This window comes from Streptomyces sp. S.PB5 (assembly GCF_030403745.1).
GTDB lineage: Bacteria > Actinomycetota > Actinomycetes > Streptomycetales > Streptomycetaceae > Streptomyces.
The window spans coordinates 19,651-34,664 of sequence record NZ_JAQMWP010000028.1 but is presented as its reverse complement, the minus strand read 5'-3'; the positions used below and the strand labels follow the sequence as shown (position 1 = coordinate 34,664).

The window sequence follows — 15,014 nt, the reverse complement described above, 5'->3', positions numbered from 1 at the left end:
ACTCCAGCCGGGCTCTGGTCGTGCCTGTTAGAACTGGCAATTAGTGTTGCCGTGCCCGTCGTCTCTCGCGCGAATGATCCGGAGTGTGGCCCGTGGGCGCACCGCCTCTCCCAAGTACCTCTCTCGGGGAGCGCACGGTCGGGGCGTTCGTGAGCCTGGCTGAGGAGGAGGGGCAGGCGGCCAGCGGCCATCACAACAAGAACTTCGTACTGCCGCTGCCGGACCAGGTGGCCCGGTTGGTCGGGCGCGATGCCGGGACCCAAGTGACCGTTCGAGTCCGGCGTACCGAGGCGCTGCCGGTGGTGATCCGGACCTGGGCGGACGAGGCGGAGATCCTCCATACCATCCAGGGTGTACTTCCCCACGTCCCGCAGTGCCTGTATAAGGGCGACACTTTCGCGATCCACAGCTACGTGGAGGGTGTGCCCCTCTCCAAGGTGTGCAGTAACGGTAAGCCCGTCGACACCATGATCGTTCGTGCGCTGGCGGGCCTGCTCGCCCAGATGACCCAGGTGCGCAGGGGGGCGTTGCCGGACCTGCCGTCAGACTGGCCCGGCAATCACACGGACAGCCAGGGGTTCCTGCGAACGCTCGCGATGATGGCGGACCGACAGATCCGGCAGCCCAATTGGGCTGCCTTCGGCGGCCTGTTCGCTGCTCTGGGCATTCCGGAGGATGCCCTGCTGCGACTGGCGGAGCGGGTGCCACCCATGTCCCGTCGGCCGTTCAGTCTGCTCCACGCCGATCTGCATCGCGACAACCTGATCATGTCGTACGCCGGTGATCCGCCACTCATCTGCGTCGACTGGGAACTGGCGACGTACGGCGATCCTCTGCACGATCTCGCCACTCACCTGGTGCGCATGCAATACCCGTCCTACCAATGGGACGAGGTCATCGACGCCTGGGCATCCGCCATGCGCCAGGTTCGCCCGGCGGCGGTGTCCGGCCTGACTACGGACCTGCCGCACTACATCGCTTTCGAGCGGGCGCAGTCGGTCTACCCGGATGTGATGCGGGCGGCGCAGTCCCTGCAGAACTCGCCTGACCAGAAGACCCTGGACGAGGCCACGCGGGAGGTGGCCCGTGCGCTTGCGACGGCTGCGGGCCCGCTCGGACTCGCCAGTGTTCCGGACCAGCAGGAGATCGAGCGGATCCTCTTCAGGTGGCTGGCGGCGAGGAACGGCGGTCGCGGCCTGATCGCCAAGATCGACCAGTGGTCACGGGATCCCCGCTTCCCGGAGCATCCCGACTTTCCCCATGCGGCCGTAAACGAGGCGCTGCGCGCTGAAGGCGCGGCGCCGGCCAGCCGGGTACTCAAGGGCACAGGCCACCTGAACACCATCGTCCACGTTCCTGGCGTCGACTTCCCCGTGGTGGTGCGGCGCAAGGTGCCGAACGTCGACCGACGTGAGCGCGGATTCCTCAGTGAGCACGCCGTGCTGCGCACCATCGAACAGTCGCAGGTGGTTGTGGCGGTGCCTCGGTTCCTGGCCCTGGGCACGAGCTATCAGGGTGAGCCGTTCGCCATTCACACCTACGAGGGGTCGCCCGACCCGGACGAGCCGCCCAGCCACCCCGTGCAGGGCCTGCTGCCGCACGAGGCGAATGCGCTCGTCGACCAGCTGCGCGCCCTGACACAGGTGGACTACGACGAGCTGGACCCGGCTGCGGAGGAGGGGTCCTTCTATGCCACGCTGAGTGAACAACTGGTGCTTCTGGTAAGCGAGTTGCCAAAGGAGTCCCAGCAGCTCGCCCGGCTCGTCGGACTACCGGATGCCGAGCGGCTCCGGCAGATCCTTGCTCGGCACCAGGTGGGTCACCGCAAACCGGCCCTGCTGCACGGCGACCTCAACCCGTGGAACCTGGTGCGCCGCCCGGACAAGCAGGCCCTGACCATCATCGACTGGGAGATGGCTGTCGTCGGCGACCCGCTGTACGACCTGGTCCGGCACATGCATCTCACACCTACCCGGCCGGAGATCCGCGACCGCATGTTCCACCGCTGGGCTCTCCGTCTGGACCCCGAGTACACCAAGGACTGGCGGCGCGACTGGGGTGTCTACCGCTGGATCGAGATCGTTCGCTCGGCGTACATCGATCTGGACCGCCTGATGACGGGCGCCAGCCTGGACGCCCCCAACGTTCGTAGGGCTCTCGACTCCTACTCGATGACTTTGAGGGCGGCGACGGCGTCTCTAGGCATGCCCCTGGGCCGGATCAGGAACCCCTATCTCGCTCGCACGCTCGTGAAGCGCGGTCCCCGTACCCTCACCCCATGACCACCCCCGGCCTGCGCCAGCGCAAAAAACAGCGGATGTACGAGACCGTCTCCGAGATCGCGATCGGTCTGTTCCTGGAGAAGGGCTACGACGCCGTGTCGGTGGCCGAGATCGCCGCCGCCGCCGAGATCTCCAAGCCCACCCTCTTCCGCTACTTCCCGGCCAAGGAAGACCTGGTCCTGCACCGCATCGCCGATCACGAGGACGAGGCCGCGCGGGTGGTGCGGGAGGGGCGGGGGGCGCCGTTGGAGGCGCTTCGGCGGGATTTCCTGGAAGGGGTTGAGCGGGGGGATCCCATTACCGGGGTCAACGACCATCCCGCTGTGCGCGCGTTCTACGAGCTTCTCTACGGGACTCCCGCCCTGGTCGCCCGGCTGTACGCCCATCTGGAGCGCTCGGAGGAGGCGCTCGCCGCGGTGCTCGGTGGTGACCTGGACGCGCGTCTGGCCGCCGGGCAGATCGTTGCCGTACGGCGCATCCTCGCTCAGGAGAACTGGCGGCGGATGAGCGCGGGGGGAGCGCTGGATGAGGTGCGGGCGGAGGCGCTGGGCGACGCCGAGCGGGCCTTCGATCTCTTGGAGGCGGCGCTCCCGCGGTATTCCTAGCCGTGCCTGAGGCCAGCCGTGTCTGAGGGGCAGTCGCTCCCTGAGGCTCGGTAATAAATTTAACTTGGTTACGTTTTTGGGTACCCTCGGTCCTATGACGTCGACCGACCCTGCCTCCCACCCCGCGCTCCACCACGCCCTCCACCTCGAACGCGCCCACCACGACACCTGCCGCGCCGCCCTCGCCGCCATGGTCGAAGGCGCCCAGGAACAGGTCGTCACCGGCGAGGACGTCTCCGCCTCCGGTGCCGACGCCGAAGTGCTCGGGTTTCAGCTGCGCAGCCGGGCCAAGGAGATGCGGGAGTTGCCCGAGGGGCCGTTGTTCTTCGGGCGGCTGGACTCCGCCACGGAGGAGCAGACGCTCCACATCGGGCGGCTCCGGATCAGCGAGCACCCCGCCGCCCCGCCCCTCGTCGTCGACTGGCGCGCCCCCGTCTCGCGCGCCTTCTACCAGGCCAGCGCGCGCGACCCGCAGGGTGTCGCCGTGCGGCGGAGGTTCGGGTGGGCGCCGGGGAGCACGGGGGACTCCGCCGACCTCACCGGGCTGGAGGACGAGCACCTCGCGGAGGGGGATGACCGGGCCGGCAGCGACATCGTGCTGCGGGAGATCGAGCGGCCCCGCCTCGGGCCCATGCGGGACATCGCCGCGACCATCCAACCCGAGCAGGACGACCTCGTACGAGGTGATCTCCGCGTCTCGGTGTGTGTGCAGGGCGCCCCCGGGACCGGGAAGACCGCCGTCGGGCTGCACCGGGCCGCCTACCTGCTCTACACCCACCCGCAGCGCATCCGCCGCGGCGGCATGCTGATCCTCGGCCCCAACCGCACCTTCCTGACGTACATCTCGCAGGTGCTGCCCGCCCTCGGCGAGACCGGCGTGCGGCAGTCGACGCTTCAGGAGGAGATCGCCCGGCAGTCGGTCACGGGGGAGGACGGCGAGTGGGCCGCCCGTATCAAGCACGACGTGCGGATGTCCGAGGTGCTGCGGCGGGCGCTGTACGCCAGGGTGTGCCTTGGTGAGGGCGAGGGGTTGGTCGTTCCCGACGGGGCGTATCGGTGGCGGGTGCCGGTCGGGGAGTTGGTGCGGATCGTGGCGGGGGTGCGGGCGGAGGAGCCGCCTTACGGAGTCGGGCGGGAGCGGGTCCGGGCGCGGGTCGTGGCCTGTGTGCGGGCGCAGGCCGAACGGCGGGAGGGGCCGGTGCCGAACTCCTGGGTACGGCGGATCGAGCGGGCTCGGGCGATCAGTGCGTACGTCGATGCTGTGTGGCCTCGGGTCCGGCCTGAGGAGGTTGTCGCCGAACTCCTCACCAACCCAGTGGCGTTGGCGGCCGCCGCCGACGGGGTGCTGGACGCCGACGAGCAGAAGGCGGTGCTCTGGAACAGGCCGCCTCGGTCGTGGAAGTCGGCTCGGTGGTCGGCCGCCGATCTCGTTCTGCTCGATGAGGTCGGGGGGCTCATCGAGCACCCCGAGGGGTACGGGCATGTTGTTGTCGATGAGGCGCAGGACCTGTCCCCTATGGAGTGCCGGGCTATCGCCCGCCGGGCCGCGTTCGGGTCGTTGACCGTGCTGGGGGATCTCGCGCAGGGCACCACACCGTGGGCGGCGCGGACCTGGGGTGAGCAACTGGCGCACCTCGGGCGGCCGGACGCCGCGATCGTGCCGCTGACCACCGGATTCCGGGTGCCCGAGGCCGTCGTAGGGGTCGCCAATCGGCTGCTGGGGCTGCTTGATGTCGACGTACCGGCCTCCCGATCCCTGCGCAGGGACGGGGAGTTGAGGGTTCGGGAGGCCGGGAGTGACGACTTGCTCCGTGCGGTCGTGGCCGCCGTACGGGATGCGCTTGAGCGGGAGGGGTCCGTGGGGGTGATCGCTGCCGACGCGGACGTGTCCTGGGTGCGAACAGCCCTCCACGCGGCGGGACTTGACGTTGCCGGACCCGACGATCTGGGGGCCCGCGTGACCCTCGTGCCGGCGACGCTGGCCAAAGGGCTCGAGTACGACCATGTCGTGGCCGTCGAGCCCGCGGCGATCGCCGAGGCGGAGGAGCGGGGGATGCACCGGCTGTACGTGGTGCTCACGCGGGCGGTGTCGGGGTTGGAAGTGGTGCACGGGCGGCCGTTGCCGTTCTGAGCACGGGCATGGGCACGCGGACGGGGGCAGGGGCGGGGGCGGCGTGGCTAGCCGTCGAGCAGCGGGATCAACTGCTCCTCCTCGTAGGTGAGATGGGCCTCCAGCTCGGCCGTCAGCCGCTCGACCTCCGCCTGGGCCGCGGCCGGTTCGCCCGCCGTCCACACCACCTGTTTCAACTCCTCCACCAACGCGGCGATCCGCTCGTGCTCCTCGCGCAGACGCGCAAGGGCGGGGGTGGCTTCGGGGTGGCGTTCTGCGAGGATGCGGAACAGGCCCGCCTCCTCGCCGGTGTGGTGGTTGTGCAGGCCCTGGCAGAACGTGAGGCAGTTGACGCGGAGTTGGGCTCCGAGGGTGTCCGGGCTGCCGCTGCCCTTTCTCGTCCCCTCTCTCATCCCCTCTCCCATCTCCTTGCGGATCAGGGCGAGTTCGTAGCGGAAGTTGTCGTGGATGAGCTTGAGGCCCTCGCCGATGGAGCCGGCCCGGATGTTCGGCGGGCCGGGCGTCGCGATCTCGTACAGCGCGACCACGGGGATGACCCTGTCCCCGGCCTTCTCCTGGTACTCCGCCCATCCCGGTTCCGCCTCCACCGCCCGCGCGAACGACCGCTCCCGCTCCTCGCCCTCCAGGACGACGGCCTTCGCCTCATAGGTGAACGCACCTGACTCCACAGTCACTCGAGGATGCGCGAGGACGTTGCGGTACCAGTCGGGATGCCTGGTCGATCCGCCCGCAGAGGCGATGACCAGGACGCGGTCGCCGCCGTCGGGGAGGTAGCCGAGGGGAGTGGTGTGCGGGGTGCCGGTACGGGCGCCGGTGGTGGTCAGCAGGAGCAGCCGGGCACCCTCGAACATGCCGCCGACGCGACCGTTGTTGGCGCGGAACTCGTCGATGACCGGTTGATTGAATTCGTTGGGCAACTTTCTTCTTTCTCTTCGTCGCGTACGTCGTCGATGGCGAAGGCGAAGAGAAAGCGGCGGGCCTCTGGCCCGCACCGGCCTCACTCGGAGGCCGGGTACCCAACCGTTACGCGGCGCGCGGCCGCAAACCCGGCAGTCATGGGAGGGAGGGTAGCCGGGTGGTCATGACCGGCGCCATCGAATATTCGGTGCATGCTGTCTGCCGATGCTTCTCTTTCTCGACATCGACGGGACGATCCTGCCGTTCGGGTCCTCGCGGCCGTATCCGCTGTACGAGGGCCCGGAGGGCCCGGTGGCCGCCGGCCATCCCCTGCTGGCCCGTGCCGACCCCGGGCTGGGCGGGCGGCTTGCCGCGCTGGGCTGTGTGCTCGTCTGGGCCACGACCTGGACGACGGAGGATGCCAACGACCTTCTCGCGCCCTGGCTGGGGTTGCCCCCGCTGCCGACGGTGGACTGGCCGGACCCGCCGCCCGACGAGGAGGGCGTCCGGCACTGGAAGACGCGGTCCCTCGTCGAATGGGCGGCCGGGCGGCCCTTCGTCTGGGTGGATGACGAGATCGGGGCCGTCGACCGGGCCTGGGTGGCGGCCCACCATCCCGCACCGGCCCTGCTCCACCGGGTCGATCACCGGTACGGGCTCACCGACGCGGACTTCATGGTCGTACGGGAATGGCTCGGTGGTGGTTCGGAACTTCTGTGATCCGGGGGGCCGAGTGGGTGGTGGTCCCGGTGGGCCGGGGATCAGGCCCACTTCTCGTCGGCCTCCCGTGCCGCCTCCTCCAGCTGCCCCCGGTACTTCTCCCACCAGGCCGGATCGTCCGAAGGCAGGCTGCTGTTGCCGTCGTTCATCCCCACGGCGCCGTCCAGGAGTTCGCGCAGGATGTCGGCGTGGCCCGCGTGGCGATGGGTGTCGGCGATGACGCGTACGGCGGCGTGGTGCAGGGTGACGTCGTCCTTGCCGTCCGGCCACCAGGGGACCTTGCCGACCGTGTCCAGGGGCAGCGCCGCGATCGTCGCGTCCGCGTGCGCCCAGGCCCGGCGGTAGAGGCCCACGATCTCCTCGCGGGACTCGTCGGCGGTGGCCCACATGTCCGCGTTGAGCTCGGCGTCCTTGTCGAGCCAGGGGAGGAGTTCGCCGGACGGGCGTCCGAAGGTGTCGCCGAGATACCCCAACTCCACACCGGCCGTGTGCTTCACCAGCCCGAGCAGGTTGGTGCCGGTGGGGGTGAGCGGGCGGCGGATGTCGTACTCGGAGAGGCCTTCCAGCTTCCAGAGCAGCGCGTCGCGGGCGTTCTGGAGGTAGAGGTGGACGACGTCCTTGGGATCGGATTCGTTCATGCGGCCAGTCTTCCGACGGCGTGCTCCCTGTCCACCGCTTTTCACGGTGGCGCGCTCCCCGTCAGGGCAGGGCGAGGACGCAGAACTCGTGGCCCTCCGGGTCGGTCAGAGAGGTCCACGGGACGTCTCCCTGGCCGACGTCGAGATCGACGGCGCCGAGGGCACGCAGGCGCTCCACCTCGGCCTCCTTCGCCGCTCGCTTCTCCGCTTCCTTGTTGTCGGCGGGGTACGGCAGCAGGTCGAGGTGGATGCGGTCCGGGACGGTCTTCACGTCGGGCGTGCGGAGGAACTCGAGATACGGGCCGACACCCTTCGGGGAGCGGAACAGCGCGTGGTCGTCGTTCACTTCGTGCAGGGGCCAGTCCAGGGCCTCGCCCCAGAACCGGGCCATGGCATACGGATCCGTGCAGTCGATCACCACGAAGGCGACCGGGCCGGTGTCCTGGTGGATCTCACGCGGTTCCAGTACGCAGAACTCGTTGCCCTCCGGGTCGGCGAGCACCGTGAACAGCACGTCGTCGCCCTGGCCGACGTCGGCGGGTTCCGCACCGAGGGACTTCAGGCGGGCGACCAACTCCGACTGGTGGGCCGCGGAGGTGGTGGCGAGGTCGAGGTGCATACGGTTCTTCGTCGCCGTCTTGGGGTCCGGTACGGGGACGATGTCGATACCGAGGGCGACCGGGTCCGGCCAGACGAGACCGCCGGCGGGACCGACGTACGTGGTCGCACCTGCGCTGTAGGCACTCCAGCCCAGGGCTTCCGCCCAGAAGCGGCCGAGCGTGGAGGCGTTGAGGGCCTTGATGTTCACGTGGGCGGGGCGGAGGGGCATGTCGGGGATCCTATGCAGTTGTTTGGTGGCCCGAGGTGGCCCGAGGTGGCCCGGGGTGGGGCGTGGTGGGGGTCCGCCGGACCAAGTCGCCGTCCCCGCTGTCCCGCTGTCCCGCTGGACCAAGTCACCCCACCCCACCCCCCCCCCATCACACCTGATCGAAGCAGGCCCGCACCCGGTCGAAGCGGCCGGCGGACAGGTCGCCCCGGCGGATCACCCAGTAGGCGATGCCCAGTTCACCTTCGGTCAGGTCCTCGCCGCCGATCTCCGCGAGGAGTACCCAGTCGCCGGGCCCGTGGTCGTGCTCGGTGACAGGGTTGGAGTTCCAGACCCAGGGATAGCCGCCGATCTGTACCGGACCGCCCGTCTGGACCTTGTCGGAGGTCTCCCACCACACCGAGCCCAGTGCCATGCCGTGCGGGAACTCCTCGGTGTCCTCGCCGCGGTTGGGCAGCGAGAGCTCGGTCGTCAGATACAGGTCCTGGGCCGGGAGGGCCTCCGACTCCCAGTCCCCGTCCGGGGCGCGTTCGGAGACGGGCGTGCCGGCCGGGACGTGGACGAGCCGGGCCCAGTCGTCGTCGCCCCACGGGTCCTCCGTGTCCGCGAAGAACAGCAGCGTGCCGTCCTTCGGCAGCGGCAGGTCCGTCGCACCCGGCGGGATCGCCGCGAGGTCGACCAGGGCGAGGAACGGCAGCTCCGGAACGTCCTCCCCCTCGGGCATCGGCGGCAGCCCGCCGATCCGCCCGGCCACCGGCCCGGCGGGGGCCGTCCTGCCGGCGGGGCTCAGCGTCGCGCACCGCCGGACGGTACCGAGCCACCGCTCGACCTCATCCTCCGGCAGCTCACGGCTACGGGCCTCGTCGCGGAAGGGGTTCAGCGAATCCAACGAAGCTGACGAGGCCAACGAGGCCAACGAATCCAGCGGGTCCGGCGGTTCCAACGGGTCCATCGATGTCATTTCGCCGAGTATGCCGAACTGGCTTACGGGAGTGGGCTGTTGATGATGATCGAGCCGGCGGGCAGACGGAGAGCGGTGTTCACCTCGCTGCGGGGGGTATCGGCGTCGGCTTCCCGGGTTCCGCCGAGCACCGGTCACCCGATCCTTGCGCTGGCGCAGGTGAAGGTCGTGGTGCGGAGGAGCTCCGGGGTGATGCGAACCCCGGTCAGGTGCTCGGCCAGTGCGAATGCGGCTGCTTCGGACACGTTCTCGTCGGTGTCGGGGGTCTCCTCCGGGAACTGGAAGCCGATGCGGTGCATGGCCTCCAGGAGTTCATCGGGGGTGGTGCCCCACCGGTGGTCTGGGACTCCGGGCTCGAAGAACAGGCGCTTCGTCCCGTTCTCGACCCACAGAAACGAGTCGACGCCGTTGATGTTGACGAAGTGCGAGACCCAGCTGGTGCCGGCGGAGGCCGCCAGGGCCCTTTCTTCCGTGACGCCGAGGTAGCCGTTGGGTTCGATCAGCAGCGTCCAGTCCCCGACGGCCGTCATGGCGATCAGCTGCCGGGTGGCGTCGGAGGCCAGCAGAGCGAACGCGGCCTCGACTATCTGCTCCGCCCCTGCCCGTGCGGGTTCTTCCCGCCCCTGGAGACGGTCCAGCACCTCCGCGGGCGACACCCCGTGAACCAAGGTGAAGCAATACGCCTCCGCGAGCTCGGGGAAGTCGTCCTCGAACCACATGTAGTCGGCGGCAGTCGCAGTCATACGCCAGATTCTCACCGATGCCACTGACAACAGCGGCTCTACCAGCCGCCCTTGTCCGTTCCTGGCAGAAGTGCCCGGCGTGATGCTGTGACCTGTGGTGATGCAGATCGACTGAGACAGCTGCTACTCGGCTGTCTCAGTCGATCCCGGAAACGCGGGGTCTTCCTCAGCGACGGCCCAGGAGCTCGGCGATCCGTATGAATCCGTCGGCGCCGTGACCCCGTCCGATGGCCCGGCGGGCCATGCCCTCAGCCGCGCGCATCACGCCCGCGTCGATGCCATGTGCCTCGGAGGTGTGGACGATGTGCGCCATGGACGATACGGCCGAGGTGATCGGGTTGCCCTCACCGGAGTAGCTACCGCTGTCGGCCTCCTCCGCGGCCTCTTCGAAGATCGGCGGGAGGATGTCGCCGATGCCCTTGGCGAACGGTGCCAGCTCCCGCGCGGTGATGCCTTCGGCCCGCGCCACCGCCAGGGCGTGCGCATAGCCCGCCATCGCGGTCCAGAAGATGTCGAGCAGTGCGATGTCGTATGCCGCCGCCCGGCCGATCTCCTCGCCGAGGTGGGTGTGGGTGCCGCCCAGCGCCTCCAGGACGGGCTGGTGCTCGCGGTAGAGGTCCGCCGGGCCGCTGTGGATGAACACCGCGGCCGGAGTTCCGATGGTCGTGGTCGGGGTCATGATTGCACCGTCCAGGTAGCGAACACCGTGCTCCGCCGCCCACGCTGCGACACCTCGGGCCCGGTCCGGCGTGTCGGCGGTCAGATTGACCACCGTGCGGCCCTTGAGCGCGCCGGTGACCGCCTCTCGCCGAAGAACGGTGTCCACCGCGTCGTAGTTCACCACGCAGACCACGGTCACGCTGCTTGCGGCAACCGCTTCCTCGGCCGACCGGACGCTGACCGCGCCCCGCGCGACCAGCTCCCGGTCCCGGCCCGGCGTCCGGTTCCAGACCGTGGTTCGCAGGCCGGCATCCAGGAACGCGCCCGCCAGGGACCGGCCCATCGGCCCCAAGCCGAGGACGGTGACGGCAGACTGTTCGGTGGGTGAGGACATCTCTCAACTCCCGTAGAAGATAGTGGCAATCTGTGATGAATGGGGCGAAAATGACGCGCAGTCGTGCCCAGGACCCGAATGTCTGTGGGGTAACTGCCGCGATCGCTGTGATCGACGGAAAGTGGAAGACGGCTCTGCTCTGGCTGCTGGAATCCGGTCCGCACCGCCCGGGCGAGCTGCGCCGGCGGCTGCCGGGCCTCAGCGAGAAGGTGCTGACTCAGGCGCTCCGCGAGATGGAGGCCGACGGACTGGTGCACCGGGAGGTGCACGACGTCCTTCCGCTGAAGACCACGTACTCCTTGACCACGTTCGGTCGAGAACTCTCCGAGGCGCTGGCTCCCCTCTCCGATTGGGGCCACCGCCGTTTGGAGAAGCTCACCGAGGCCCAGTCGGCCTCATGACGCATCGCCTCATCACCCGCTTTTCACCAGGATCTGACGGCCCTCCGGCCGCCCTTCACCAGGGTCACCCCGTTGCTGCCCGTCGCCAAGTACCCACAAAAAAGTGGCTACTTCGGGCGGCGCGGGGACGGACGCTCTTGAGCAGCTCGGTCAGGTGCCGCTGCCACCACTCGGCCCGTTCCACCGCCTCCTGGGGAAAGCCCTCCAGCCCCCTTCGTCCGGCAGCGGCGGCCGGTCCGGGCCAGTGCTCAGCACGGCGAAACCGTCGGAGGCCGGCAGGTGCCCCAGCAGCACTCCGACGGTCAGCGCGTCCCGTTCACGGCAAGAGCGCCCGGGCCGGCCGAAGCCGACCCGGGCGTCCAGCCAACACACGGGTACAGATGCCTACTTGACGGTCCGGTAGGCCCGGTGGATCGTCTGCTTCAGGGTGTTGCCGGCCGCGTCCGTGAGCGTCACGCGCAGAGAGACCGTGCCCGCCTTCGCCGGATGGCGCAGGTCGAGGCGCTTGCCGTCGACCGCCTTCGCCGGGTGCCAGGTCCGGCCGTCGTCGTACGAGACGGAGAAGGCCAACTCGCGGGCGGTGCGCGCGGTGGCCGCGCCCTCGACCGTGAACGGGACGGAGAAACGCGTACCCGCCTTGGCTGTGCTCTCCGCAGACAGCCGGGGTGTGAAGCGGACCACCGACAGCGGCAGCCGCTGCCCGGCACCGGTGACGTGTGCGGAGGTGAAGGTCCAGTCGGCGGTGACCCGGGTGGAGACCGACGAGAGGGAGGTGGGGCGGGAGACGTCCGTCGTCAGGCGGTACGTGCTCTTGGCGGCGGGGAGTTCGTGCGAGACGCCGGCCAGGTCCGTGTTCGCGGCGAAGATCTTCGTGCCGCCCGCGTAGAGGGTGCTCCTGGCCTTGCTGTAACGGGAGTCGCCCACGTGCCCGGCGCCGTCGGAGAAGAGCGGAAGGTACGCCATGAAGGTGTCACCGACGCGGACCGCGCCCGGACGGTCCTCGTTGCCGGTCAGCGGGCCCGTGAGATGCGGGCCGAAGACGCCGGTGTTGAAGCGTTCGGTGTACCGCTTGCCCGCGCTGTACGCCCGGGGGTTCGCGGTCCACTGGCCGGCGTCGTACACGGTTTCGCCGTCCGCGTCCGTGCCACTCGTCTGCCACAGGGAGTACCGCCACCGCACGCCCGGCAGAACGTAGTCGGTGAGGGTGGCGGGCAGGGAGAACTCGGTCGGGTTGAAGTCGGCCCAGAATCCGCCCCCCGGCGTGAGGGGTGCGGCGACGAGCGATCCCTTCTTGTCCTTGGCGGGTTCACCGACGGGGATGGTGACCTTGGCGAACTGCGAGCGCTTCAGGTTCGCGGTGAAGCCGGCCAGATTGCCGGTACGGTTCATCGCCGGCCGGTAGCTCGTACTCCCGTGTGTCCAGGTGCCGTTGTACTGCGCGAACGCCTCGCGGGCGGGCAGCCGGGCGCCGAACTGCCCGACGCGCAGCTTGCCGAAACTGCCCATCTCGTACGTGGCGACGCTCTGCTTCCGGTCGATGTCGAACCCGTAGTTGAAGGTGGCGTCGGTGTGCTTGGCCCTGGCGTCCGGCACGGTGATCCGGACCGGTTCGGCCTTGCGGGCGTCCATGACGAGGGTGGTGTCACGGGTGAGCGAGAACTTGGGGTTGAGGAGGAGGGCCAGGTCCCCGGCGTCCGGGGTCGCGCCCGTGTCGATGCGGCCTTCGAGGCTGTAACGGCCCCTGGGCAGCCGCACGGTGAACTCGCCGTCCGTGTCGTCCGAGTAGTCGTTCCAGATCTCGTTGTCCAGCCCCTGCACCCCGGTCTGGGACCGCCCGGCGGGCTTCCCCCTGAGGTCGAGATGCCTGACGGTCAGGTCGTACGACTCGACTTCGCGCTGTACGCCGATGCCGGTCCGTACGGTGATGCCGGCGCCGTCCGTCGCGGTGACCGAGCCGCCGAAGCCGCCGTCGGCCGTGCCCGCGCCGCTGTCGGCGGTGACCTGGGCGGTCGCGGTACCGCCCGCCGGGACGGTGAGCTGCTTCGGCGAGACCTCGAACATGCCCTCGGCGGCGGGCTTTCCGTCCTCGCCGTACACCTCGGTGGTCAGGTCGAGGAGGAGGGGGCGGTCGCCGTCGTTGCGGTAGGTGACGGTCTTGGTGACCGGCTTGTCGTCGGTGTGCGGCCACTGCTGGGTGGGGAAGCCGACGGTGGCCGGGGTGGTGGTGAGTTGCTGGTCGAGGGCGCGGACGATGTCCGTACGGCCCGTGCCCTGCGCGAACGCCGAGACGCCGGGGGTGGGCTTGGCGGAGGCGGTGAGCGCGGCCTTGATGCGTTCACCGGTCCAGTCGGGGTGGCGCTGGGCGAGGATCGCGGCGGCGCCGGCGACATGCGGGGTCGCCATCGACGTACCGCTCATCGAAACGTAGCCGTCGGCGGCCGGGTCGCCTTCCGTGCCCTCGGCGGCCTTCGCGGCGACGATGTCGACGCCGGGGGCGGTGAGGTCGGGCTTGAGGGAACCGTCCGCTGTCGGGCCGCGGCTGGAGAACTCGGCCATGGCGTCGGTGCGGTCCACCGCGCCGACGGTGAGCGCGGCGGCGGCGCTGCCCGGCGATCCGACGGTTCCGGCGCTCGGGCCCTCGTTGCCTGCGGCGATCACGAAGAGGGCGCCGGAGGAGGCGGACAGCTCGTTCACCGCCTGCTCGAGGGGGTCGTCACCGGGGCTGTCGGGGCCGCCCAGGCTGAGGTTGACCACCTCGGCACCCTGCGCGACGGCCCACTGCGCGCCGGCGATGACCCCGGACTCCTCGCCGGAGCCGCCGTCGTCGAGCACCTTGCCGCTGATCAGCCGGGCGCCCGGCGCGACCCCCTTGTACGTGCCTCCGGAGTGCGCGCCGGACCCCGCGAGCGTGGACGCCACATGCGTGCCGTGACCCACCCGGTCGACCGTGTCCGCCGCCTCGGAGAAGTTCTTCGCCGCGTCGATACGGCCCTTCAGATCCGGGTGCGTGCCGTCGACTCCGGTGTCCAGCACGGCGACCTTGACGCCCGTGCCGTCGTACCCCGCCGCCCAGGCCTCGGGGGCGCCGATCTGCGCGGTGCTCCGGTCGAGGGCCGCCTCGACCTTCCCATCGAGCCAGATCCTCTCGACCCGGTCGGCGGTGGCCGACCTCTCCCGCGCCGTCCCCCCGCTGCCGGTGAGCGTCTCCCACAGATCGGCGCCCTCGGACTTACGGGCCTTCAGCGCGTCCCCGTTGACGCTGGGCAGGTCCCGGCTGACCCGGGCTCCGGCGGCGGACAGCACGCTCGGCGCGAGGGTGCGGCCCTTGGCGTACGTCACGATCAGCGGGAGGTCGGGGCGGGCCGCGTCGTCGTAACCCCACTTGACCAGCTGTGTCACGTCGAACAGCCGCCGGTCGGCGGTGCCGTTCGCGAGGAGCTGCTCGGCGTCACGCGGGACGACGTACGTGCGGTCGGCGCTCCGCGCTATTCGGAAGGCGGTGCCTTTTCGACCCTTGCCGGGCCGCACACCGGTGACCTGTCCGGTGGCGTCCAGCGTGACCCGGTCACCGGTGACGAGGGTGACGGTCCTGGCCTTGCCGAGGGCGCGGGCCGTGTCTGCCGTACCGCTGTCGAACTGTGCGGCCCCGGATGCCTGGGCACCGAGCAGGGCCGAGGCAAGGGCGGCGGCGACGAGCACGGCGAGGGCGGAAGCCTCACGCGCTCGCCTCCTACGGTGATTCAAGGCATGCCTTTC

At 70.0% G+C, this 15,014-nt stretch carries 12 protein-coding genes; 5 read left to right on the top strand and 7 right to left on the bottom strand.

The features are described 5' to 3' along the window. Positions 1-149 precede the first annotated feature (149 nt). The 3 genes from PH203_RS44155 (at position 150) to PH203_RS44145 (ending at position 5,018) form a co-directional block, all read left to right on the top strand. Entirely contained in the window at positions 150-2,282 is a 2,133-nt protein-coding gene (locus tag PH203_RS44155; RefSeq protein WP_354671317.1) for an aminoglycoside phosphotransferase family protein, read from the top strand. After that, the gene (locus tag PH203_RS44150; RefSeq protein WP_289928004.1) at positions 2,279-2,887 is read left to right on the top strand and encodes a TetR family transcriptional regulator; all 609 of its coding nucleotides are present in this window, start codon (positions 2,279-2,281) and stop codon (positions 2,885-2,887) included. The genes PH203_RS44155 and PH203_RS44150 overlap by 4 nt, the downstream gene beginning before the upstream one ends. Positions 2,888-2,981: 94 nt before the next feature. Beyond that, entirely contained in the window at positions 2,982-5,018 is a 2,037-nt protein-coding gene (locus PH203_RS44145) for an AAA family ATPase (protein WP_289928002.1), read from the top strand. A 47-nt stretch (positions 5,019-5,065) separates the two neighbouring features. On the opposite strand, the gene PH203_RS44140 is transcribed toward PH203_RS44145, so the two are convergent. Continuing rightward, entirely contained in the window at positions 5,066-5,935 is an 870-nt protein-coding gene (locus PH203_RS44140; RefSeq protein ID WP_289928000.1) for a nitroreductase/quinone reductase family protein, read from the bottom strand. Positions 5,936-6,140: 205 nt separating this feature from the next. Between PH203_RS44140 and PH203_RS44135 the strand changes: the two genes are divergently transcribed. After that, positions 6,141-6,635 carry an HAD domain-containing protein gene (locus PH203_RS44135; RefSeq protein WP_289927999.1) on the top strand — a complete coding sequence of 165 codons (495 nt, stop codon included), beginning with the start codon at positions 6,141-6,143 and terminating at the stop codon, positions 6,633-6,635. A 41-nt stretch (positions 6,636-6,676) separates the two neighbouring features. Here PH203_RS44135 and PH203_RS44130 read toward each other — a convergent pair whose 3' ends face one another. The 5 genes from PH203_RS44130 to PH203_RS44110 all read right to left on the bottom strand — a co-directional run bounded on the left by PH203_RS44130 (position 6,677) and on the right by PH203_RS44110 (position 10,857). After that, positions 6,677-7,273, bottom strand: coding sequence for a DinB family protein (locus PH203_RS44130; protein WP_289927997.1), 597 nt, complete (start codon positions 7,271-7,273; stop codon positions 6,677-6,679). A gap of 61 nt (positions 7,274-7,334) precedes the next feature. Next, positions 7,335-8,102: a VOC family protein gene (locus PH203_RS44125; protein WP_289927996.1), complete on the bottom strand. Its 768-nt coding sequence runs from the start codon at positions 8,100-8,102 to the stop codon at positions 7,335-7,337. 148 nt (positions 8,103-8,250) lie between these two features. Beyond that, positions 8,251-9,060 carry a DUF1963 domain-containing protein gene (locus tag PH203_RS44120; RefSeq protein ID WP_289927994.1) on the bottom strand — a complete coding sequence of 270 codons (810 nt, stop codon included), beginning with the start codon at positions 9,058-9,060 and terminating at the stop codon, positions 8,251-8,253. A 134-nt stretch (positions 9,061-9,194) separates the two neighbouring features. Continuing rightward, a complete protein-coding gene (locus PH203_RS44115) occupies positions 9,195-9,803 on the bottom strand; it encodes a DUF6461 domain-containing protein (protein WP_289927993.1) in 609 nt (202 codons plus the stop codon). A 166-nt stretch (positions 9,804-9,969) separates the two neighbouring features. Next, positions 9,970-10,857, bottom strand: coding sequence for an NAD(P)-binding domain-containing protein (locus PH203_RS44110; protein WP_289927992.1), 888 nt, complete (start codon positions 10,855-10,857; stop codon positions 9,970-9,972). 50 nt (positions 10,858-10,907) lie between these two features. Between PH203_RS44110 and PH203_RS44105 the strand changes: the two genes are divergently transcribed. Beyond that, positions 10,908-11,258, top strand: a complete 351-nt coding sequence (locus PH203_RS44105) for a helix-turn-helix domain-containing protein (RefSeq protein WP_289927990.1) — start codon at positions 10,908-10,910, stop codon at positions 11,256-11,258. Positions 11,259-11,642: 384 nt separating this feature from the next. Here PH203_RS44105 and PH203_RS44100 read toward each other — a convergent pair whose 3' ends face one another. Next, positions 11,643-15,002, bottom strand: coding sequence for a S8 family serine peptidase (locus tag PH203_RS44100; RefSeq protein WP_289927989.1), 3,360 nt, complete (start codon positions 15,000-15,002; stop codon positions 11,643-11,645). Positions 15,003-15,014: the final 12 nt, after the last annotated feature.